Consider the following 21829-nt stretch of genomic DNA (forward strand, 5'->3'; position numbering starts at 1 on the left):
CTATTTTCACACATTCAGCGCATTGCGTGTCATACGATAAATCTCCAGCCGTGACAGTGATTTCGGGCTATTATTAGTCTGATTCACTGTCCGGCTGTTGTCGTTGTTGTAGTAGTTATTGACCACACCGCCGCTGCCGCCGTTCATCATGGCACCGGAAATGCCGTCCATATCGACATTCAGCCCGGACTGCATCGTCAGCGTCATGGCATCTGCCACACCGGACACAGCCGCCTCGACATATTTCTTGCTCTTGTTGATGCCCTTTGCCAGTCCCTTCATGAAGTCCGGCATCCACTCCTCCACATCGGTCAGCGCACCCTTTTCAGGTACGGAGAAATGCAGGTATTCCCAGATGGAACGAGCAACATCCGCGACTGTATTGATCAGGCTGCCGAGCATATAGGTGATGCCGTTGATGAGGTTCTGCATGAGGTCGCGTCCCCACGACCACGAACTGTTGACCTTATCCATGACCGCCTGATATACAGCATTCATCGCGCCCGTCACGGCATCCCGCACTCCGCCGAGCCTGTCGCCGATGCCGCTTTTGATGCCGTCCCAGATAGACAGCACGGCTTCCTTGACACGGTTCATAGCGCTGCGCACGGTATCCGGCATTGCATCCCAGACCGCCTGCACAACGGATTTGATTCCGTTGACTGCTGTCCGAACCACACCGGATACAGCTTCCCACGTTGTCGTCACCACGGACTTGATGTCAAGCTGCCCCGTTTTGATGAGGTTCTTCAGCACCGTCCACACCGCCGTGACGATTTTTTTGATATCGTCCAGCGCTGCGGAAATCACAGAAGATACAGCCTTCCATGTGGTCGTGATGACATTGCGGATATTTTCAAGCGCCGTTTTAATGGTGCTGACGATCGTTTTCCAGCCGGAAGTGATGCCGTTTCTGATCTGCGACATTGTCGCATCAATCGCAGTATTGGCGTTTGTCCAGACTGTTTTGACCGTATCAAACACCTGCGTCATGAAGCCCTGCACCGATGTTACCACATTGGATAGTGCGCTCTGAATTACACTGCTGATTTTCTCAGCAAGACCGCCTGCAAAGCTGTTGACCGCATCGTTCACCACGCTGGTATTTGCGTTGATACCATCGGCAAGTCCCTGCATGAAGTCCGGCATCCAGCTCTCGAAATCCGCAAGAGGTCCCTCATCCGGTACAGAGAAGTGCAGGAAGGACTTGATCTTATTTGCCACGCCCTTGACTGCATCTGAAACCTTGTTGATACAGCTCTTAATACCGTTGACAATACCGTTGATAATATCAGCGCCCCACTGGAACGCCTGCGAAGCAAGATTTTTGATGAAGCTGACAGCAGCATTGAAGCCGTTGACAATCGTATCCTTGATCTCCGTTATCTTCTGGGTAACGGCATTTTTTACGCTGTCCCAGATATTCGATACCGTCGTCTTAATCGCGTTCATCACGGTGCTGACTGTATTTTTGATCGCGTTCCATACCGAGGATACCACAGAAGAAATGGTATTCAGCATCCCGGAAATAAATCCGCTGATTGCATTCCACACAGCCGATACGACCGCATGAATCGCATTCAGTGTATTTGTGATATGATCTTTAATGCTGTTCCAGATGCTTGAAATCACTGACCATATCGCATTGACCACGCCGGAGATAAAGCCGGAGATCGCGTTCCAGACTGTAGAAATGACATTGCTGATCGCGTCCAGCACCGTAGTGATCGCAGTATGGATCGCATTCCATACAGTTTCAATCACAGCCTTGATCGCCTCAAGCACAATCGTTACAACAGCCTTGATGTTCTCCCATGCCGTGGTGATCTTCTCGTAAATCCAATCCATGACACGGGAAATGATAACGTGGATCGCTTCAAAAATCGTCTCAAACAGATATTTGAACGCTTCCAGCAACGGAGAGATAAAGTCGTAAATGGTCTGCCACACAGTTGTGATAACAGACCAGATCGCATTCAGCACCGTGCTGATCGCTGTATGAATCGCATTCCAGACAACAGTAATAACCGTCTTAATCAGGTTGATTTTCTCAGCGACACTGTTGTAAATAGCCGTCCATATGCCGACAAAGAAATTCTTGATACCCGTCCAGATAGTTGTGAAAAAGTTCTTGATCGCGTTGAGAACGGTGCTTACGAAGTTCTTTATACTGTTCCAGATGTTGACGAAAAAGTTCTTGATGCTCGTCCAGACGTTCACCCAGAATTCCTTCACTTCACCAAGATCGGTGCCGAAAATACCGCAGATCATATTCAGCGCATTTTTCAGTGTATCCTTGATGAAATTCCATACCGCTACAAAGATACCTTTGATACCATCCCACACTCTGCTCCAGTCGCCGGTAAAGATGCCGACGAAAATATCCAGAACACTCAGGATAATGTCTGTCACAGCTTTGAAGATATTTGCGATCTGCTGGAACTGCCCCTCAAAGATCGGTTTCAGGAACTTGCAGAGTCCGTCCCATACAGCCTTGATGACCTCGGTGATGTTTTTGAAATCGAAGCCCAGCGCATTGATGCGGTCAACAATGCCCTGACAGAAGCCGGAGAAAATGCTCTTGATCTGCTCCCAGATCGCAGTGATCTTATTGCGGAAGTCCTCGTTGGTACGCCACAAATGCACAAAAGCCGCCACCAGTGCAGCAACAACTGCAATGACAGCGACCACTGGCGCACTGATACCGCCGATCGCAGCACCGAAGGAAGTGAATGCCGCCTTTGCGCCTGCGATGATCGTTGGCAGGTTTGCTACAAGCTGCATCAGCTTGCCGACACCGACCATTGTTTTGCCGACCACCACAAGGAGAGGTCCGAGTGCCGCCGCTACAAGTGCGATTTTGACAATGGTTTCCTTTGTGGCGGGATCCATAGCGTTCAGTTTGTCAATGAAGCCCTGAATCTTGCTGACAATAGAACGGATTGCAGGCATCAGGATTTCGCCGAAAGAGATAGCAAGCTCCTGAAGCTGTGATTTCAGAATGGTAAGCTGTCCTCCGAGGTTATCCTGCATGACGGCAGCCATCTTCTCAGTGACACCGTTATAGCCGTCAATCTCGTCGGAACAAGTGCTGATCGCACCCTCCAGCTTCTGAATATCCGCAGGCGCAGCATTCATCAGCGCAAGGAAGCCGGACATAGCATTCTTGCCGACCAGAGCCTGCGCCGCCGATGCCTGTTCCGATTCCGACATCTGTGCGAAAGCCACACGGCAGTCCGCCAGAATGTCATTCAGTTCACGCATCGAACCGTCGGTGTTGGTCGTTGCAATTTCGATTTCGCCGAAGGATTCACCGCAGAACTTCACATCGCCCGCAAGGGCAGTCATGATTGCACGGAGCGCCGTACCGGACTGCGAACCCTTAATACCGCTGTTCGCCATCAGACCGATTGCCTGCGCTGTATCCTCGCAGGAGAATCCGAGAGAACCCGCAACAGGCGCACAGTATTTGAAGGTTTCGCCCATCATGCTGACATTGGTATTCGCATTGGAAGATGCCGCCGCCAGAACATCAGCAAAATGACCGCTGTCGGCAGCAGATAAGCCGAAAGCGGTCAGAGCGTCTGTTACAATATCCGATGTTGTCGCCAAATCCTCACCGGAAGCAGCAGCAAGGTTCATGATGCCCTCGATACCTTCCAGCATATCTCCGGTTTTCCAGCCCGCCATCGCCATGTAGTTCATGGCATCGGCAGCCTCGGAAGCGGAGAACTTGGTCTTTGCGCCCATTTCACGGGCTTTGTCACGCAGTGCGTCCAGTTCATCACCAGTCGCACCGGATACAGCAGCGACCTTCGACATTGCAGAATCGAAATCCGCTGCTGTTTTTACGGCGGCTGTACCCGCAGCCGCAATGGGAACGGTCACATGGGTGGTCAGTGTCGTACCGACATCGGCGATTTTGTCGCCTGCCTTTTCGAGCATTTCACCCGCCTGACCGAGCTTGGCAAGAGCCGTGCTGGAAGCCTCTACCTCACGCTGGAGGTTTTGTAGCTCCTGTTCCGTTTCGATGATCTCACGCTGGAGGGCATCATATTGCTCCTGCGAAATGTCGCCGTTCGCAAGCGCCTGATTTGCTTGCTCTGCTGCCGTTTTCAGAGTTTCCAGCTTTTCTTTGGTAGCCTTCACCGCATCGGCGAGGAGCTTATGCTTCTGCGAGAGCAGTTCCGTGTTGCTGGGATCGAGCTTCAGCAGCTTCTGTACATCCTTGAGCTGCGTCTGCGTGTTCTTGATGTTTTTGTTGACACCTTCCAGCGCCTTCGACAGCTTGGTCGTATCGCCGCCGATTTCGACCGTGATGCCCTTGATTCTGTTTGCCATGCGGTTTCACCTCCTCTGTGAGGGCATGAAAAAAGCAGCCCCGAAGGACTGCTCAGTGTATATTCAGTTACTAAGCTAAATCAGAATTTGCCGTTATTTGTTTCCTATGCCCAGATCGCCATCGCCAAAGTGCCGACAACAATCAGAATCAACCCGGCAAGCGCCTTTCTGCTCAACTTTTCTTTGAATACGAAATAGGAAAAAGCGACGGAAACGATAATGCTGAGCTTATCAATCGGTACGACAACGCTGACAACGCCGTTCTGTATGGAGTAATAGTAACAGAGCCATGATGCGCCTGTGGCAATCCCGGACAGAGCTATGAATACAAGTTCTTTGGAATCAGTATTTTTCAGTTCAGCACCTTTGCCTTTAACGAAGACGATCAGCCAAGCCATAACAAGAACAACACCAGTACGGATCGCCGTCCCGAGATTTGATTCTACATCCGTTATGCCGATCTTTCCCAGAATAGAGGTCAGGGCAGCAAAAACAGCGGAACCGATCGCGTAGGGCAGCCACGTGCGCTTTGTGTCCTTTGCTTCAGTTTTCTTCTTTTCGATCATCAGAAACACGCCTGCCGCAAGAAGTGCAGTACCGATCAGCTTGACCGCCAGATGTTCTGTCTCACTGAAAAGGATGATTGCGATAAGCACTGTCAGAACCGTGCTGGATTTATCGACGGGAACGACCTTGTTCACATCGCCGACGGACAGGGCTTTAAAATAGCAGATCCACGAGGCTCCTGTCGCAAAGCCGGACAGAATTAAGAAGATGATAGATTTTGCCGATATTTCCGTGATCGTTCCAGCAGAGCCAACGATAAACACCATGATCCAGGCAAAAAGGAGTACAACGACCGTCCGCAGAGCAGTCGCCACGTCTGAATCAGTCTTTTTGATTCCGCATTTCGCAAGTATCGCCGTAAGTCCGGCAAAGAGCGCGGACAAAGCCGCCATGATCAGCCACATATCTTCCCCTTATTCATTGTCATATATTCTGGTAATTCTCGTCCATCAATTATCTCTAAGATAAATCCCGATTTAGCGAAGGAAGCTTCATGTTTCCTTCACAACAGAATTATAACACAGTAGGAAGAAAAAGTCAATCAGAACGCATCAAAGTCTGCCTGTCCAGCGACCTCATGCCAGCCGTCATATTCGTCATTTTCCTTTTCGGTAAACATATCATTCACGACTCCGATCGTGAGCAGATCAAGCTCCGAAAGGGACAGCCCGATCTGCACACATCGGAGAAGGAAGAGGGGCGTTGTCATCGGGCGGTCAGTTTTTCGATGTTTTTTTTAGATTCCGCCTGCGTTTCCACGTTGAGTCCCCACAGCTCGATGAGCTGCGGCAGCACCTCGTAGATGGAGAACGTGTTGAACGCTTCGAGCCACTCGTCGGGGTTGTCCGGGACGTTTTCCGGATCAGCGTGTTTCGCCATGATGTATGCGATATTCTCGAACACTTCAAGGCTCTCGATGTCAAGAGCAGAACTTTCCTCGTCACCCTCCTGCACGGAAGTCTGAAGTGCAGCGAAGTCCTTGTAAATATCCCTGCGGAACTTGATACGGTAAAGGCGAGGCACAGCGGCACTCGCCTTGAAAGGAACCTCGATACCGTCAACGGTGATCGTCTTTTTAATAGCCATGCTGTACCTCCTTACTCGGTCGTGCTGCTGCTTTTGGTTGTGCCTGCGGAACGTGTGCCGGTGCTGTTGTTGGTAGCAGCAGTCGGCATATACACAGCATTGTACCAGTTGTCATAGGTGGTCTGGTCAGTGCTTTCGCAGGTCTTGGACTTCACCAGACCGTTCGGCAGCGCCGATGCCTTGAGGGAGAGCTTTTCCGTCTTGACGCTCTTGCTTTCCTCCGTGGTCTCACCCTCAGTCGCAGGACGGGATGCAGAGCAGCAGTACAGCACATGGCGGATGTGGTTCTTGTCGCCGTCAAACTCGAACATGAGTGCGAACTGCGATGTTTCCGCATCGTTACGCTCCACCAGAACGCCCTTTGCATCGAGCTGCTCACCGAGAATCGCCGTAGCAAAGTCGGTTGTGATGAGTGCGACCTCCAGATCACCGTCGTAGCCTGCGTTGTTATTGATTACATAATACACGCTGTTATCGGCATAAAAATTCTCATTTTCGCCGTTTGCGTCAATGCTCAGGGAAACTGCACCGGGCAGGCGTACAGGCGTTGCGAAGGTCGGAACGCCATCATCGCTCCATGCTGTGATCTTTGCCCAATGCACCTTGTTCAGACCGAATTTTACCTTATTCTTCTGCAGTGCCATTGTTATACCTCCATTTCGTAAAGCACCTCGTAGAGCTTTTCGCTCTCGATCCAGCTTTCAGTTTTCGTGTAATAGATATTGTGCTGCGTCAGCACTTCCTCCACACGGCTTTCCGTATCGGGTGACTTTTCATCTGTATACAGTTCAATATCGAGTTGCTTGAAGCTGTGATACATCAGATTATCCGCGCCGAAGGTATCCTCGCCAGGTGAGAGAAAAATAACGAAAGGCGGTTTCGGAGACTCGCCCTCGGCAAAATGATGATAGGCGAACGGCATCCCGATCTCCTGCATCATTTCATTGATTTCTTCATAGGTCATGACAGCGCCTCCTCGATAAGATGCGTGAGCATTTCTTCGCCATGCGCTTCCGCAGGCGCGATATGCGGCTTGCCGGATACACGTCCGCCGTTGCGCTTTGCATGACCTTTTTCCAGCAGGTGCGCAAGCTGGTAGCGGTCTTTGGAGTGAACGGTCATTTCGAGTGTATGGCTGTTCTCCTTCGTTTTCTTGGTCGTCCAGCTCTTGCGGTACTTGCCGCTGCGCTTCGGAGCATTGGCGGAGATTTCCTTCTTGACGGAGGTTGCTGTCTTTTTCACAGCGGCTTTCATAGCGGTATCCGCAAGGTCTGCATATTCTGTCAGCCCCTGCATGATCTCCGCCGCCATATCGTCAATCGAAGTCATCCTGCTCACCAGCCTTTCGTGTACCTGCCGTGATCTTCATATAGTCGAGTGATTTATAATTCGGCAGTACACCGTTGATGTCGTACACCAGTCCACGGAAGCGCAACTTGTGCGTCGTTGTATTGATGCGTTTGGTATCGGGTGTCTGCCGGACAGTGAATTCCAGCGATACGACTTCCTGCGTTACTCCCGCCTCGGTTGTTTCCGTCGATGTCTTTACGGACACGGCAGCCCAGCAGGAGAAGGCTTCCTCCCACCGGGCTTTGTGGTTGCCGATGCCGTCTATCTTCGTGCTGTGTTCCAGAAAGGCGATGCGCTGATTCAGCGTTCCGATCTCCATCAGATCACCCCTTCACGCTGCGCAAATAACAGCGACCGGAGTGTCAGCGTCAGCTTGTGGTAGTCAGCGCCGTTGCGGTTCTCATAGAGGTAAGAAACAGTATACAGCATAGCCTGCCGGGTGGTTTCCTCATTGACCGCAAGTGCCGCATCGTCCATTCTGCCGACGTCCTGCACCAGCCGCTTGGCAGTGTCGATCAGCGAGAGGATGAGCTTGTCATCCTCTGTATGATCCACACGAAGATAGTTTTTTGTCTCAGCCAGAGTGATCATGCACCGCTGCCACTCTTGACCTTGAGTGTCTTGATCGCTTCGGGGAGAATGAGCTTGCCGTCAAGACGCTCCATTGCAAGGAAGCCGACCTGACCGGTCATAGCGAACAGCTCATTCAGACGCTTGAAGGTACGACCGGAACGGTCAGCGATCCAGTAATAGCTGAAATCGCCGAATGCCATACACTTCTTGCCAGCGCCGATCTCCGGAACATAGCTGGAGGTCTTGTAAGGACGGTTGAGGATGGTATCGGGAACGCCTGCCGCAACGGAAGGCTGCCAGATGTAGTTGCCGTTGCCGTCCTTGAGCTTACGGAGTGCCTTGACCGTAGAATCATTCAGCACCCAGACAGCCTTCTTGCGGTAAGGGCTGCGGAGCGAATAGAACAGCTCCATCACATCATCGAAGGTGATGCTTGCGCCTGCGGTAGTCGCGCCGTCCTGTGCGCCGCCGGTTGCATTGAAGATGCCGGTAGGCTTGCCGGTGCCGTTGCCGATGAAGAAGGCTTCCTCCTCCTTTGCACCGATTCTGCGGGCAAACTCACGGGCGATGTAAGACGGAAGGTCGAACACGCTGTCGTTGAGAAGCTCTTCAGAGATCTTGATTGCCGTACCGAGCTTGTATGCGGAGAGCGATGCCTGACCGAAGGTGTCATCGGAAAGCGTGTACTGCTCCTCCTCATCCATCCAGACCGCATCGCCCTTCGATGTGACGATCGGAATCTTGCGATCGCCGCTGGAAGTCTTGATAACGGTCGCCATCTGGCGGAAGATGTTCTCTTCCTCCAGCGCCTCGATGAGCTTTCTCTCGAACTCATCCGGCACAAGATAGCCGCCCTCGGTGTCTGTGCCGACATGAAGATCATTGCGGACATCGATCCAGTTGCGGTTGCGGATGCTGTTCCAGAAGGCATCACTGTATGCTGCAGATGCAGTTCCGGTCTTTTCCGGCTCGGTGTTCTGTGCAGCAGGCGCAGTCAGAATGGGAGAAGTGGTAGCCTTCGCCATATCCGCTTCAATTTCCGCCTGACGCTCCATGCGCTGGATTTCCTTGCCGAGGTTGACGATGGTCGCCTCCATTGCGTCATAGGTCTTGCTGTCCTCCTCGGAAAGCGTACCGTCTGCCTGTCTCTTGCTGTCGAGGAAGTCACGGGCGGTATCCCACGCCTTCGCTCTCTTTTCACGAAGTTCCTGAATAGTCATTATACATACCTCCAATCAGTATTTCAGCAGATTCAGCCGACTCATGAGCTGATCCACGGGTGTACCCCTGCGCTCGGCGGAGACCTTCTGCATGAGGCTCTGCATCGTAGCGGCACGGGAATAGGACATCGCCGTCAGGTTATCTTCCTTCGGCTCGTCCTGCTTCGGTGTATTTTCATCCTCATCCGGTTCATCTTCCTCCGGCTTCGGCTGCGACCGGAGTCTGGCTGACGGCTGTCCGCTTGCAAACAGAATACCGTCCACCAGTCCGAGAGACTGCGCCTTTTTCGCATTCAGCCATGTTTCCTCGTCCATCATGCGGGCGATCTTGCTGCGGCTCAGACCGGACTTTTCCTCGTAGGCGTTGATGATGCTTTCCTTGACCTCATCCAGCAGCTCGATGGCTTTCTGCATCGCTTCCTTGTTGCCGAAAGCGACGGTCGAGGGGTTGTGGATCATCAGCATACCCGTCGGTGCGATGAGCGTTTCGTCGCCAGCCATTGCAACGACAGAAGCTGCACTTGCCGCAATACCGTCGATCTTGACCGTGACCTTGCCCTTGTGACTGCGGAGCATCGTATAGATCTGCGATGCCGCAAATACATCTCCGCCGGGAGAATTTAGCCAGACAGTGAGATCGCCGCTGACCTTTGAAAGCTCGTTACGGAACATGGCAGGCGTGATCTCATCGCCGAACCATGTGTCTTCCGAAATCGGTCCGTTGAAGATCAGCTCGGCAGCGCCGGTGTCTTCATTGCGTACCCAGTTCCAGAACTTATTCATCTGCATTTCCTCCTTTCTCTGCGAAAACGCCTGCGTCCTCCAGCTTTGTGAAGCTGCCGTTCACCAGATACAGATTGCCGCCTTCCTCATTGGGAATAGCGTTCATATCCTCCAGCTCACGGATATCGTTGGCGGACATCCAGCCGTTCTGTCTTGCAGTCGCATAGCCCTGCATTCGGCTTGCATAATCGCCGCGCAGCAGACCTTCCACATTGAATTTAATGAAATAGCGCCCCTTTTCGGAATCCGAAAGAAGCGCCTTCTGTAGTCCCTGTTCCCAGCGTACCAGCCACGGATCAAGGGTGTATTTTACGAATTCGAGCGACAGATGCTCGATGTTGCTGAAAGTAGCATGATCGAGGTCGCCGATCATATGCAGCGGCACACGGTACAGGCGGGCAATTTCCTCAATCTGAAACTTTCTGGTTTCAAGAAACTGCGCCTCGTTGTTTGGAATGGAGATGGGCGTGTATTTCATGCCCTCCTCCAAGATCGCAGTTTTATGCGCATTGCTGCTGCCGTAAGCCCGCTGCCAAGCCTCACGCACACGCTCCGGATTCTTGATCACGCCCGGATGCTCCAGCACCGCAGAAGGTGCAGCGCCGTTTGCGAAGAAGGACGAGCCGTACTCATCACAGGCGACCGCCAAACCGAGTGCATTCTTTGCCATTGCAATGGGGCTGTATCCGACCAGACCGTCAAAGCCCAAGCCGGGAATATGCAGCACCTGTTCCATCGGCAAAATGATCTCGCCCTGCTGCTTGAAATTCGGATTGTGTTCGTCGTATCGGCTGTAGCAGTAAATGAGTCTGCCGCGATCGTCACGGTCAACACGCACCTTATCCGGCATCAGCGGATACAGTCCGATGACGTCGCCTCTGCCGTTCCGGATGATCTGCGCATAGGCGTTGCCGTAAATCAGCAGATGCGCCATGAGCGTTTCCCGGAACACGAAGGATGTCATTTCGGGATTCGGCTGATCATGAAGCAAAAAATATAGCGGGTGCCTCGGCACTCGCTCTTTTCCGCTGTCGGTGTATTGGTAAACGTGCAGGGGCAGTTGTGCAATCGCCTCCGACAAAACTCTCACGCAGGCATAAACTGCGATGATCTGCATTGCCGTGCGGTCGTTGACTCGCTTGCCTGCATGAGTCCGTCCGAAGAAATAGCTGTAGGACGGGCTGTCGTAGCTGTCCTTCGGCTTGTCCCGTGACCGGAACAGTCCGCTGAAAATACCCATGTGCATCACTCCTTTCGGTTGACTTTTTCTATGGGCGTATGTTATAATATGGAAAAGCGGAGGTTTCCGCTGAAAATCATGTATCCTGAGGTGAGATAAAAATGAAAGAGAACGTTATGAAGTTAGTAAATCTCGGTAAAATTCCAAATGACAGCGAAATGTCGGATGAATTATTCAATCAGTATGATGAACTGATTCAAATTGATGAACCGCTGACATTTGAAGAAGCAGAATTACTGATTACGCTGTTCTCTGACGATTGTGATGACCTGAACTGGGGATTGCTGCATACAATTGAGAGCGTTTTTGATGCAGATAATATTGAACGATATCGAATGCTGATCTCAAAATGTAATAATGCTGAATTTAAGGAAACACTTGAAACCAGACTGAATAATCGCTAATAATATTTTTTTATGCAGACAGCCCCTCCGTCCGGAAGGGCTGCCTTCTTTTCAGATGTCGCCGTTTGCGCAGTAGTCTTCGAGGTCTTGCGCATCCACCCGGATGCCGTCGCTCTCCCAGTCGAGAACCTGATCCTCAAGGTACTGCGGATCGTAGCCGTACTCCTTTGCGATGCGGTTGAGTTCCTTCTTCGTGATGTTTTTCATTGTGGTTTCCTCCGTGTTTTTATTCCGGCGGGCTTCTTTGCCCTTCCGTTGTGTACATATTAACTCTGAACCGGAATAATAGCAAGCCGCTAAAACCACAGAAGAATCGGGAAAAATCAGCCGCCAGTGTTGTGTATATAGACATTACAAAACAAGCATATCCCTGCTGTCATAAATGCTGTCGCCAGAGTCGTTCCCGCAGCGGATTGCACGGTCGAGAGCCATGATCGTGGCGACCGTTCCGTCAATCTTCTCCGTGGATTTCTCCTTATCCGGCTTGATGTTGCCTGCGGGATCACGCTTGATGAAAATGTTGTCCATATTCCAGCGGAGAACCGGATGCCCGTTGTGGGCGATCTTCTGCTCCAGCGTCAGCTTCATTAGCTCTTTGGTCGGCGGCGACATATCACGGTAGCCCTGACCGAACTGCACCAGCGTGAAGCCCAGCCCCTCAAGGTTCTGGCTCATCTGCACTGCGCCCCAGCGGTCGAAGGCGATCTCCCGGATATTGAACCGTGTACCCAGCTCGTCGATGAAATTTTCGATGAAGCCATAGTGAACGACGTTGCCCTCGGTCGTCATCAGAAAGCCCTGCCGCTGCCAGAGGTCATACGGCACATGGTCGCGCCGGACACGGAGGTCAAGCGTTTCCTCCGGCAGCCAGAAATACGGCAGAATATAATAATGGTCGTCCTCTTCGGTCGGCGGAAACACCAGCACAAATGCGGTTATATCCGTCGTGGACGAGAGATCGAGACCGCCATAACATACACGCCCTTCCAGCAGCGATTCGTCGAAATCGACCTTGCAGGCGTCCCATTTGTGCATTGGCATCCAGCGGACGGTCTGTTTCACCCATTGATTCAGACGGAGCTGCCGGAAGGCGTTTTCTTCGCCGGGATTCTGCTTGGCGGATTCGCAGGCGGCTTCCACCTTGTCCATGCCGATGGTTTCACCGAGGGACGGATTCGATTTCTTCCAGACCTCCGGAGAAGTCCAGTCGGCATCATCGGGTGCGCCGTAGATGACCGGATAGAAGGTCTTGTCGATCTTGCGCCCTTCCAGAATATCCTGCGCCTTCTGGTGCTGCTCGTAGCAGATGGAATTGGTGTCCGTGCCTGCCGTTGTAATCAGAAAATACAGCGGCTGCATTCGTGCATCACCGGAGCCTTTTGTCATAACGTCAAAGAGCTTCCGGTTGGGCTGGGTATGCAGCTCATCGAACACGACTCCGTGAATATTGAATCCATGCTTGCTGTAAGCCTCGGCGGAAAGCACCTGATAGAAGGAGTTGGTCGGCGCATACACGATGCGCTTCTGCGAGGTCAGGATTTTGACGCGCTTATTCAGCGCAGGACACATCCGCACCATATCTGCGGCGACATCGAACACGATTGCCGCCTGCTGACGGTCAGCAGCGCAGCCGTATACTTCGGCACGTTCCTCACCGTCGCCGCAGGTCAGCAGCAGGGCGACCGCAGCGGCAAGCTCAGACTTGCCGTTCTTCTTCGGGATTTCGATGTATGCGGTATTGAACTGCCGGTAGCCGTTGGGCTTCAGAACACCGAACAGGTCGCGGATGATGCGCTCCTGCCAGTCGATCAGCTCGAACGGCTTTCCCGCCCATGTACCTTTTGTATGGGCAAGGCACTCGATGAACCGGACTGCGTAATCAGCGGCGGCTTTGTCGTAATGGGAATCCTCCGCCATGAACTGCGTCGGTGTATAATCTTTCAGCTTTCGCAAGTGCCTCACCTCCATGAGAAAGGCGGCTGCCCTCCGGTAGCCGCCTTCGTGTTTTTAGTTGTATTCGTGCATCATGATCGCCAGCGCCATCTCTGCGGCTTCGTTCTGGGGCGGAACATCCAGTCCCCGGTCGTAGTTGTAAACAACCTCGCCGTTGATCTTCAGCGTCGCCTTGCTGATCTTGCCGCCGTCGATCCCGTACTGGCTGCCCTCGTCGTAGGCTTTCACCCAGTAATGAACGACCGTGTACTTTCCGTCGCCCTTCGGAACTCCAATCGTACCTTCGTGCCACATAATGTTTTCCTCCGTTTTTCGTAGTTTCCGGTGGGCTTTGCCCTTCCGTTGTACACATATTAACTCTAAACGGCGGATATATCAAGTGTGAGTAATAACAATGATCGCTGCGGTATTTTCCGCTTGTTTGTGTACTTTACGCCCGCCCACAGGAGCCGCGTAAATGCGCTGTGTGGGGCTTGTTCTGGCATGGCATCCGTTTGCGCGGAACCTGCTGCCCGCGCACAGGGCGGCGCTATGCCGCCCCGGTGGGGCGACCGGCTTATCTGCCGGTCATCCATTCCCATTCGCTTTCGCAGGCGGCTGCGTAGTCTTCGTCAAAAAGGGCATCGTCGTCAATCCATTCGGTTTCGTACTCGATCTCCTCGATGCCCTCGAAGGTCGTGCCGTTTGCGGCTGCGTCTTCCTGCGCAAGGCTGTCGGCGTTTTCTTCAACCCAAGCCCTGAAGTCCTCTGCGTTGAGGTCGTCCTCGTTCTCGATCTCCAGTTCGTAGCCTTCCTCTTCGGTGTCGTACCAAAGGATCGTGGCGCTTTTGATCGCCTCGCGCTCGTTCCAGTCGTCTCTGCCTGCCATTGCTCTTGCCTTTGCCATTCCGTAGCTGATCATTGTTTTTTCCTCCGTGTTTCGTAGTTTCCGGCGGGCTTTGCCCTTCCGTTGTGTACATATTAACTCTGAAAGCACATTATATCAAGCCGCTAAAACTACAGAAGATACGGGGAAAATGTGCGGCGGGTGTTGTGTATATTACACCCGCCGCTTTTCGGTTATTCGCCGAGGGGAATTGGCATCAGAATGTTGCCGACCAGCACGAAATCGTATGCCTGCCGGAAGAACTCCGTGTACTTTTCGGTCAGCTCCTGCGGCAGGTCGGTGAAGTCATCCTCGCCCAAGCCGCAAAGGAAGAATGTCCCCTTGATGACGCCGTAGCCCTTGATCGGGCGGTTCCACTTCTGCTCCGGGTGGTAGAGGGCTTCCTCCTCGCACACCAGTGCGACCGGATCATCGAAGGGGTAAATCGCCTGAATGTATCCGCCGACCGTCTGCTGCAGGCTTTCAAGCTCGCCGCTGATCTCCTTTGCATAGGGGCGCTTGCCCGGTTCAACAACTAAAATGTTCATGTGAATGCTCCTTTGTGTTTATTCCGCTTCTCCTGCGGTAGTGACATATTAACTCTGAACCGAGGATATATCAAGCAATATCGGCAAAATAAATGTGACAAACATTGCCTGCATTTCAGCGCCGTATTGTACATCGCACAAGAGCCGCACACGTGCGCTGTGTGGGGCGGGTTACCGAAAGGGATACCGTTTGGAGGATATCCGTCCCGCGCCACACGTTGCAACGTGGCAGCTCTGTGCGCCTTATTCTTCGCCTTCGTACTTCTCGTGGATGATGCCGAGAATCTTGTCCTGTTCCTCGCGTCCGACGCCGATGCTTTCAAGCGCCTCACGCGTTCCGCAGTCGGGGCAGATTGGGCTGTTATCCACGCGGGAAAGGGCTGGTCTGGCGGTGTACGCCTGCCCGCATTTCGGGCAGATGCGCGGCTCGTTGTTGCGGTCTTTCATCGCTGTACCTCCTTTGCGCTGGTCTCGTAGGCAGCATCGAGGAACTTGGTGTCGAAGCCGAAGTTCCGGTAGCCTTCCTCGCAGGTGCGGATGTAGGCAAGCGACGGAATTCCGAGGCTGCGCTCCTCATGCATGATGTACACGAAGGCGGTCAGCTTCTTGGTCTTGCCGCTTGCCAGCTTCACCGGCAGGCGGACTTCCTTCTTGTAGTAGAAGGTCGGGTAGCCCTCGTAGGCATCCAGCCGCTTCTCGTCGGCTGCGGTGACCTCCCAGACCGCGATCGGAACGATGCCGTTCTTCTTCGGTTCGATGGTCAGGTACGCGCCGGTCTTGCTGCCCTTGTAAAGCAACTCGTAGTCGGGAATCACCGTGATGCCGATGGGCTTTGCGGTCGGGCAGCGGTACCGCATCTGGCGGATGTTCAGGTTAGAGCCGTAGGCAAGGTAGTACTTTTTTTCCATGTCAATCGTCCTTTCCGAAGGAAGTCTCCTTCTACCACCCTGAGCCGCCCGTAGGCGGCAGGTGGGGAAAGGCGGCGGTTACTTTTCCGCCTTGCCCAGTTCGTATGCCTTGCGGAGCATCTCTCGGATGCCCCAGACGCTCACCTCCGGGAAGTCCTCGGTGTCGTTCCAGCGTGTGTCCAGCCCGCCGCGCTGTTCCAGTGCGTAGTCCGCTTTCATTGCGATCTGCTCCAGCTTCTTGTCGGTTTCCGTTCCCCATTCGATGTTGCTCATTGCTCGTTCCTCCGTGTTTTGTTTTCCGGTCGTTTTCCGTTCCGGTAGTCACATATTAACTCTTTTCGGGGATAATAGCAAGCCGCTAAATGTACAAAACATCGCTGGGGAAAATGTGCCGTTCTTTGTGTAGAATATGCCTTGCCGCTGTTTGCGCCGTGTGCGCCCGTGTGCGGGCTTTCACCGAAAGGGGCAGTTACTTGGAGGATACCCGTCCCGCCCCACACGGGGCAACGTGGGCGCTGTGTGCGGCTTTTCCGGATTCCGCCAAACCGCCCGTGGTGGGCGGTCGGCGGCTCGGCAGGCTCAAGGTCTGCCGAATCGGAAGGCGTTATCGCCGGTAAGGTTCTGCGTCAGGGTTTCTCTTGCGGTGGCGAACTCGTCGCCAATGAAGCCCATTCTCATCAGCCAAGTCCGCATCGCGAACTTTTTGTTTTCCTTCTGCTGTTCCTTCGGGCTTGCGCTGCGCAGGTCTTTTGCCATCTGGCTCATTGCAAGGCAAAGCTGAATGTAGCTCTTGAGCTTGCCTGCATGAAGCCCGTTCTGCTTTCCGTTTGCGGGCTTGTCGAACTGGAAAAGGCGGAATTCAATCGTGCCCTTTGTGAAGGTGGCGTGGAGGTTCAGCATATGGTAGCGGCTGTCGTTGTAGTGGTGGGTTCTGCCGTAGTCGCATCCCTGTGCGCCGTACCAGATGTCTGCAAGCTGCGCCATCGTGGTGGGCTTCTTCTTGTTGAGCTGCTGCAGGAAATTCGGGTTTACCGTTCTGCAGTAGCGGTTCATACGGCTGCTGTCAACCTTGATTGCTTCGGCGATCAGCGTTTCGTGGCTTGCCATCAGGTTTGCGAGGTTTCGCAGGCTCTGCGGTGTGTGTCCCGCTGCGCCGATGTGAATGTGAACTCCGCAGCCTCTGGTGTAGTCGCTCTTTGCGCCCGCCTTGCGAAGGCGTCTGATCAGCTCCTGCAGGGTTTCGATGTCCTCGTAGTGCAGGATCGGTGTGACCAGTTCGCACTTTTCGCTGTCCGGTCCGCTGATGCTGCAGTCGCGCTGGAATTTCCACTCGCGTCCCTGTGCGTCCCAGGCGCTGTAGGTTTCGTAGCCGTTGCGGTGTGCGGTGTACTCGCTGCGGTTTGTGCCGAAGAACTCGGCGGCGAGCTTTGCGGCAGCCTTGCGGGTGATGTTGTTCATCTCAACCTCAACCCCGATCGTCTGCTCCTTCATTCTGTTGATCTGTGCCTGTGTCTTTGCGTTCATGGTGGTATCCTCCTGTTTGGTTTTTGGTGTGTTTTCCCTTTCGGTAGTCACATATTAACTCTAAACCGAGGATATATCAAGCCGCTAAAACCACAGAATATCGAGGAAAATACAGCCTTGATGATTGTGTAGTATACACCCTTGACTTACTTGCAATAGTGTGGTAATATGGGGTACGATGGAATAGGTCGTCACATTTCCGGAAGCCCCCGGAGGCTGTAAAATCAGCCGCCGGAGATGACCTCGAACTCATCTGCGCCTTCGATCAGCGCAAGGCTTCTGCCGTTGTCCCACTTCATATGAATGTTGCCTGCATCGTCGATGATTGCAACTGTTCCGGTTGTACCGGGCGGCACTGGCGCGATGTCGTCCGCCATGCGAATCAGGCGGATGCGAGTGCCTGCGGGATAGCGCTCCCGTAGGGCTTTCAGTTCAGCATCATTCGGAAACCGCATCGTCAGCACCTCCTTCGGGCTTGCCGTGACGGAAGGCGGAGCTTCCGGTCAGGTTGCGGAGCAGAACCTTGCGCACCGGCTTGTACTCTTCGCCAATCATGCCGAGGCGCAGGAGGAAGCAGCGGAATGCGTACTTCTCGTTGTCACTGGTGTCCGGCTTGTTGACCACGCGCTTGAGGTTCTTTGCGAACTCACAAAGGGCGGTAATGAAGCGAGTGTAGGCATCGCCGTCGCCGTCCTTCTCGACCGTGAACCACGGGAACTCAACCGTTTCCTCGCACTTGTTGACCGCAAGGCTCTCCGTGTTCAGCGCGTGTTTCAGGAGCGTTTCCTTGTTGGCGATGAGCTGGAGCAGATTGTTCATCGACTGCTCCGTGAAGAAATCCCTCGGCATCGAAATCGTCAGGGCTTCCGGCTCGTCCTCGGAAGTGTAGCCTGCCTTGTCCAGCCCGTCCAAAACCCTCTCGATGACCTCGGTGTCCATGCGGTCAGCGAAGGAAAGCACCGCATCCTTGCTCAGGGTGAAGAATCCGATCTCGTAGGCGCAGCTCGGAACACCGCAGTAGCGGACATCCATCTCAGCAAGCTCGCCGATCTTCTGCGCCAGTGCCTTGCGCTGGTTCTTTTCAATATTGAATCTGATATTCATGATGTGACCTCCTGTTTTTCACCGCTTGCTGCGGTTTTGATTGTAGTCACATATTAACTCTGAACCGCACAGATAGCAAGACTGTAAAACGGAGAATATGTGCGGGGAGGATTTTCCGATATTTGTGCATATTACAACGGCTCCAGATATTGACATATCGGCGGATGTGCTGTATAATCATAGTAATAGAAATCGGAATTTGTGAGGGTTATTCGATTATGAAAGATAATAAGTGGAAGTGTCCAAAGTGCGGCCGTAGTTTTAGCCGGACAGGCCAGGGGCACTATTGTGGAAAAGTCGAAACGATAGATGAGTATATTGATGCGCAGGATGAAAGTGTAAAGCCTTATTTGAATGAAATTCGGCAAATACTTCGCAGTGCTATTCCTGAAGCACAGGAAAAGATATCGTGGAGTATGCCAACATACTGGAAGGGCGCGAACATTATACATTTTGCCGCATCAAAAAAACATATCGGACTCTATCCCGGCGATGAAGCCCCTGTTGTCTTTGCTGATCAACTTGCAGGGTATGACGTGAGTAAAGGTACTATACGGATTCCGTATATTTCACCTCTTCCTAAAGACCTTATTGCCAACATTGCAAGATGGTGCTATGAAAAATACCGCAAATGAAAAAGGCTATATTTATTATCACGACTGTTTTTATAATGCTGATCACATCAAGGTTTGTAATCAGAATTGTTGATGCAACTGTCCAGATCGATAATGATATCGCGCTCCTTATCATTCTGTTAATTGTGTTCAATGTGGTGATCGGGATGCTGAGTCGTTTCCTGTACAAAAAGATATTTCGAGGGAAGTCTTGAAAGAATCTGGCAGGTGAATGAACAGGTATATCGTAATTATGGCAGATAAAGCAGACTAACAAATTCTGGTTTACGCGAATAATACACCATCAGCCTTCCTTCGTCTCGACTTCTTTAACCAGATCGGAATAAGGAATCTGCTGTCCGTTACGAATTACATACACGCCTTCGGCATCACCGGTGTCCTCAACGTAGCGCCGGAGGATGACGGAGGCGTATTTTTCGTCCAGTTCCATCATGTAGCAGATGCGGTTCATCTGCTCACACGCCATGAGCGTCGAGCCGCTGCCGCCGAAGGTGTCGATGACCACGGCGTTCTCCTGCGTGGAGTTTCCAATGGGATAGCCGAGCAGGTCGAGAGGCTTGCTGGTCGGATGGTTCGCATTGCGCTTCGGCTTGTCGAAATTCCAGATGGTCGTCTGCTTGCGGTCGGAATACCACTTGTGCTTGCCGTTCTGCATGAAGCCGTACAGCACCGGCTCGTGCTGCCACTGGTAATCGGAGCGTCCGAGGACAAGGCTGTCCTTCACCCAGATGCAGCAGCCTGCAAGGTGGAATCCCGCATCGACGAATGCACGACGGAAATTCAGCCCTTCGGTGTCTGCATGGAACACATAAGCCGCACCGCCTTTTTCGAGGTGTGCCGCCATACACTGGAATGCCGCCAGCAGGAAGTTGTAGAACTCCTCGTTCTTCATGCTGTCGTTCTGAATGGTCAGACCGCTGGAGCTTTTGAAAGATACACCGTAGGGCGGATCGGTCAGAATGAGATTTGCTTTCGTATCGCCCATAAGTGTATTTACATCATCGGGACTGGTCGCATCACCGCACATGAGGCGATGCCTGCCGACCATCCACACATCACCGCGCTCCACAAACGCTGCCTTCTCCAGCGCTGCGGTCAGGTCAAAATCATCGTCCTTCGCATCGCTTCCGGTTCCGTCGGAGAACAAGTCAGCCAGTTCCTTTTCATCGAAGCCGGTCATAGAGAGGTCGTAGCCGAGGTCTTGCAGTTCCTGCATCTCCACGGCGAGAAGCTCCTCGTCCCAGCCCGCATCCAGCGCCATTCGGTTGTCGGCAAGGATGTATGCTTTCTTCTGCGCATTGGTCAGGTGGTCAACATATACACACGGCACCTCCGTGATGCCTTCCTCCTTCGCCGCCATCAGGCGACCGTGACCTGCGATGACATTGTATTCCCGGTCGATGATGACCGGATTGACGAATCCGAACTCACGCAGCGAGGAACGCAGCTTCTTGATCTGCTCCGGCGAGTGAGTGCGGGCGTTATTCACATAAGGTATGAGCTTGTCTGTGCTGACAAGCTGAAAGTCTGTCGTTGTTTTCATGTGTACCTCACTTCCTGCTGCGGAGTAGCTGCTCCATCATATCGTCCTGCGGAGAGCCGTCGAATTTGGTTGTGCAGTTCTGCTTCACGATATCGAAAATCTCGTACCAGAGCAGATTTGCCTGTTTCTGATAGGACTGGCTGAGGGATGCGAACGGAGAAGCGACCACGCCGCCGGTCGTCGGGTGCTTGCCGAGCAGACCGTAGGTTGAGAGCGCTTCCTCGCACTGGATGAAACGAGCGAACGCCAGCGAGTAGCTTTCGAGCAGTCGCTTGTTCACCAGCTTTTCGCAGCCGCGATTCTTCAGCCATATCCATGTTTCCTTGTAGATTTCATCAGCGCCGAGGGGCTTGCCGTCCTTCTGCCGTGCCGAGAGGTATTCACTCGGCGAGGGCATATCCTCACCGACAAGGTCAGCGGCATCATCAAGGTCAGCACCTTCCAGCGCGGTCGGGGTGAATTCGATGATGTCGGCATCCTCTCCTGCGGCAATTTTCTCGGCGAGAGGCTTCGGCTTGTCACCTGCACGGACACGTCGTCCGCCACGGTTTGTACCGTCCTTTGCCATATCATCACCTGCCTATAAAAAATGCCGAAACCACGCGGATTTCGGCTTGTAAAATATTCGAGGGGGGTTAATCGGGTGTTTGAACTGCACTTTTTGTGCGTGAGAGGGGGCGCCGGTCTTGTGATCGTTGCACCGTAGAGATTTCGATACCCCCACCGGGCAGCCCCCAGCCCTCCCCATTCTCCTAAAAAGCATATCATTTTAGGAGAAAGCGGAAATTAGTAGGAGTATTCCGGTCTGCTGTCTTCAGTTCCGGTTTTCTTATCGTGACACGCCTTGCATAGCGCCTGCCAGTTGGTGTCGCTCCACATCAGGTAATGGTCACCTCGGTGCGGAACGATGTGGTCAACGACCGTTGCGGTCACATACTTTCCCTGCGCCAGACACTTCACGCACAGCGGGTGCTTCCGCAGGTACGCCTTGCTGACACGCTGCCACTTGCTGCCGTAGCCACGCTTGGCGGCTGACGGACGCTCAGGGTGCAGGGGCTTGTGTTCGTCACAGTACGCACCCTCGGTCAGTCTCGGACAGCCGGGGTGCTTGCATGGTTTCAGTGCCTTCCTCGGCATCGCCGACACCTCCTTCGGGCATAACAAAAGCCGCTGCGGATACCCACA

General features: G+C 53.1%; 28 protein-coding genes. 2 read left to right on the forward strand and 26 right to left on the reverse strand.

The features are described from left to right. Nucleotides 1-6: 6 nt before the first annotated feature. The 12 genes from N774_RS16915 to N774_RS0105215 form a co-directional block, all read right to left on the reverse strand. Nucleotides 7-4341: a phage tail tape measure protein gene (locus tag N774_RS16915; protein ID WP_024860217.1), complete on the reverse strand. Its 4335-nt coding sequence runs from the start codon at nt 4339-4341 to the stop codon at nt 7-9. 104 nt (nt 4342-4445) lie between these two features. After that, the gene (locus N774_RS0105165) at nt 4446-5312 is read right to left on the reverse strand and encodes an EamA family transporter (RefSeq protein ID WP_022785503.1); all 867 of its coding nucleotides are present in this window, start codon (nt 5310-5312) and stop codon (nt 4446-4448) included. A 137-nt stretch (nt 5313-5449) separates the two neighbouring features. Continuing rightward, the gene (locus N774_RS19425) at nt 5450-5587 is read right to left on the reverse strand and encodes a hypothetical protein (protein WP_175541940.1); all 138 of its coding nucleotides are present in this window, start codon (nt 5585-5587) and stop codon (nt 5450-5452) included. A 26-nt stretch (nt 5588-5613) separates the two neighbouring features. Then, nucleotides 5614-5994, reverse strand: coding sequence for a hypothetical protein (locus N774_RS0105175; protein WP_024860218.1), 381 nt, complete (start codon nt 5992-5994; stop codon nt 5614-5616). A gap of 11 nt (nt 5995-6005) precedes the next feature. Next, nucleotides 6006-6638, reverse strand: coding sequence for a major tail protein (locus N774_RS0105180; RefSeq protein WP_024860219.1), 633 nt, complete (start codon nt 6636-6638; stop codon nt 6006-6008). A 2-nt stretch (nt 6639-6640) separates the two neighbouring features. After that, nucleotides 6641-6958 carry a hypothetical protein gene (locus N774_RS0105185; protein WP_024860220.1) on the reverse strand — a complete coding sequence of 106 codons (318 nt, stop codon included), beginning with the start codon at nt 6956-6958 and terminating at the stop codon, nt 6641-6643. Further along, nucleotides 6955-7323, reverse strand: coding sequence for an HK97 gp10 family phage protein (locus N774_RS0105190; protein ID WP_037280144.1), 369 nt, complete (start codon nt 7321-7323; stop codon nt 6955-6957). Before N774_RS0105190 ends, N774_RS0105185 begins: the two co-directional genes overlap by 4 nt. Then, nucleotides 7310-7663 carry a phage head closure protein gene (locus tag N774_RS0105195; protein WP_009986404.1) on the reverse strand — a complete coding sequence of 118 codons (354 nt, stop codon included), beginning with the start codon at nt 7661-7663 and terminating at the stop codon, nt 7310-7312. The genes N774_RS0105190 and N774_RS0105195 overlap by 14 nt, the downstream gene beginning before the upstream one ends. After that, entirely contained in the window at nt 7663-7935 is a 273-nt protein-coding gene (locus N774_RS0105200) for a head-tail connector protein (protein ID WP_024860222.1), read from the reverse strand. The genes N774_RS0105195 and N774_RS0105200 overlap by 1 nt, the downstream gene beginning before the upstream one ends. Then, nucleotides 7932-9140: a phage major capsid protein gene (locus N774_RS0105205; RefSeq protein ID WP_024860223.1), complete on the reverse strand. Its 1209-nt coding sequence runs from the start codon at nt 9138-9140 to the stop codon at nt 7932-7934. The genes N774_RS0105200 and N774_RS0105205 overlap by 4 nt, the downstream gene beginning before the upstream one ends. Nucleotides 9141-9152: 12 nt before the next feature. Further along, entirely contained in the window at nt 9153-9920 is a 768-nt protein-coding gene (locus N774_RS0105210; RefSeq protein WP_024860224.1) for a head maturation protease, ClpP-related, read from the reverse strand. After that, a complete protein-coding gene (locus tag N774_RS0105215; RefSeq protein WP_024860225.1) occupies nt 9913-11160 on the reverse strand; it encodes a phage portal protein in 1248 nt (415 codons plus the stop codon). The genes N774_RS0105210 and N774_RS0105215 overlap by 8 nt, the downstream gene beginning before the upstream one ends. A gap of 101 nt (nt 11161-11261) precedes the next feature. Here N774_RS0105215 and N774_RS0105220 point away from each other — a divergent pair, with 101 nt between their 5' ends. Further along, nucleotides 11262-11564: a hypothetical protein gene (locus N774_RS0105220; RefSeq protein WP_024860226.1), complete on the forward strand. Its 303-nt coding sequence runs from the start codon at nt 11262-11264 to the stop codon at nt 11562-11564. A gap of 51 nt (nt 11565-11615) precedes the next feature. Here the strand turns inward: N774_RS0105220 and N774_RS19120 are convergent, their stop codons facing one another. The 11 genes from N774_RS19120 to N774_RS0105275 all read right to left on the reverse strand — a co-directional run bounded on the left by N774_RS19120 (nt 11616) and on the right by N774_RS0105275 (nt 18466). After that, entirely contained in the window at nt 11616-11771 is a 156-nt protein-coding gene (locus tag N774_RS19120; RefSeq protein ID WP_155250355.1) for a hypothetical protein, read from the reverse strand. Nucleotides 11772-11915: 144 nt separating this feature from the next. Continuing rightward, on the reverse strand, nt 11916-13517 hold the full coding sequence (locus tag N774_RS0105230; protein ID WP_024860227.1) for a terminase large subunit: 1602 nt from the start codon (nt 13515-13517) through the stop codon (nt 11916-11918). Nucleotides 13518-13571: 54 nt separating this feature from the next. After that, nucleotides 13572-13811 carry a DUF7678 domain-containing protein gene (locus N774_RS0105235; protein ID WP_024860228.1) on the reverse strand — a complete coding sequence of 80 codons (240 nt, stop codon included), beginning with the start codon at nt 13809-13811 and terminating at the stop codon, nt 13572-13574. 262 nt (nt 13812-14073) lie between these two features. Continuing rightward, a complete protein-coding gene (locus N774_RS0105240; RefSeq protein ID WP_024860229.1) occupies nt 14074-14418 on the reverse strand; it encodes a hypothetical protein in 345 nt (114 codons plus the stop codon). A gap of 158 nt (nt 14419-14576) precedes the next feature. Next, nucleotides 14577-14930 carry a DUF3846 domain-containing protein gene (locus N774_RS0105245; RefSeq protein ID WP_024860230.1) on the reverse strand — a complete coding sequence of 118 codons (354 nt, stop codon included), beginning with the start codon at nt 14928-14930 and terminating at the stop codon, nt 14577-14579. A 243-nt stretch (nt 14931-15173) separates the two neighbouring features. Next, a complete protein-coding gene (locus tag N774_RS0105250) occupies nt 15174-15377 on the reverse strand; it encodes a hypothetical protein (protein WP_024860231.1) in 204 nt (67 codons plus the stop codon). Continuing rightward, nucleotides 15374-15838 (reverse strand): gamma-glutamylcyclotransferase family protein, encoded by a 465-nt coding sequence (locus tag N774_RS0105255; protein WP_024860232.1) that lies wholly within the window; start codon nt 15836-15838, stop codon nt 15374-15376. The genes N774_RS0105250 and N774_RS0105255 overlap by 4 nt, the downstream gene beginning before the upstream one ends. 78 nt (nt 15839-15916) lie before the next feature. Continuing rightward, the gene (locus tag N774_RS0105260; protein ID WP_024860233.1) at nt 15917-16111 is read right to left on the reverse strand and encodes a DUF6900 domain-containing protein; all 195 of its coding nucleotides are present in this window, start codon (nt 16109-16111) and stop codon (nt 15917-15919) included. A 306-nt stretch (nt 16112-16417) separates the two neighbouring features. Beyond that, complete coding sequence (locus N774_RS0105265; protein ID WP_024860234.1) at nt 16418-17362, reverse strand: amidoligase family protein; 945 nt, start codon at nt 17360-17362, stop codon at nt 16418-16420. A gap of 224 nt (nt 17363-17586) precedes the next feature. Continuing rightward, nucleotides 17587-17817 carry a DUF4314 domain-containing protein gene (locus tag N774_RS0105270; protein WP_024860235.1) on the reverse strand — a complete coding sequence of 77 codons (231 nt, stop codon included), beginning with the start codon at nt 17815-17817 and terminating at the stop codon, nt 17587-17589. After that, nucleotides 17801-18466 carry a hypothetical protein gene (locus N774_RS0105275; protein WP_024860236.1) on the reverse strand — a complete coding sequence of 222 codons (666 nt, stop codon included), beginning with the start codon at nt 18464-18466 and terminating at the stop codon, nt 17801-17803. The genes N774_RS0105270 and N774_RS0105275 overlap by 17 nt, the downstream gene beginning before the upstream one ends. Before the next feature lie 218 nt (nt 18467-18684). Between N774_RS0105275 and N774_RS0105280 the strand changes: the two genes are divergently transcribed. Beyond that, nucleotides 18685-19101, forward strand: a complete 417-nt coding sequence (locus tag N774_RS0105280; RefSeq protein ID WP_024860237.1) for an iron chaperone — start codon at nt 18685-18687, stop codon at nt 19099-19101. Nucleotides 19102-19384: 283 nt separating this feature from the next. Here the strand turns inward: N774_RS0105280 and N774_RS0105290 are convergent, their stop codons facing one another. The 3 genes from N774_RS0105290 to N774_RS0105300 all read right to left on the reverse strand — a co-directional run bounded on the left by N774_RS0105290 (nt 19385) and on the right by N774_RS0105300 (nt 21781). Further along, a complete protein-coding gene (locus tag N774_RS0105290; protein ID WP_024860239.1) occupies nt 19385-20644 on the reverse strand; it encodes a site-specific DNA-methyltransferase in 1260 nt (419 codons plus the stop codon). A 7-nt stretch (nt 20645-20651) separates the two neighbouring features. Beyond that, a complete protein-coding gene (locus N774_RS0105295) occupies nt 20652-21212 on the reverse strand; it encodes a terminase (RefSeq protein ID WP_024860240.1) in 561 nt (186 codons plus the stop codon). A 218-nt stretch (nt 21213-21430) separates the two neighbouring features. Continuing rightward, the gene (locus tag N774_RS0105300; RefSeq protein ID WP_024860241.1) at nt 21431-21781 is read right to left on the reverse strand and encodes an HNH endonuclease; all 351 of its coding nucleotides are present in this window, start codon (nt 21779-21781) and stop codon (nt 21431-21433) included. Between the last annotated feature and the right edge of the window lie 48 nt (nt 21782-21829).

Source organism: Ruminococcus flavefaciens AE3010, from assembly GCF_000526795.1.
Lineage (GTDB): Bacteria > Bacillota > Clostridia > Oscillospirales > Ruminococcaceae > Ruminococcus > Ruminococcus flavefaciens_D.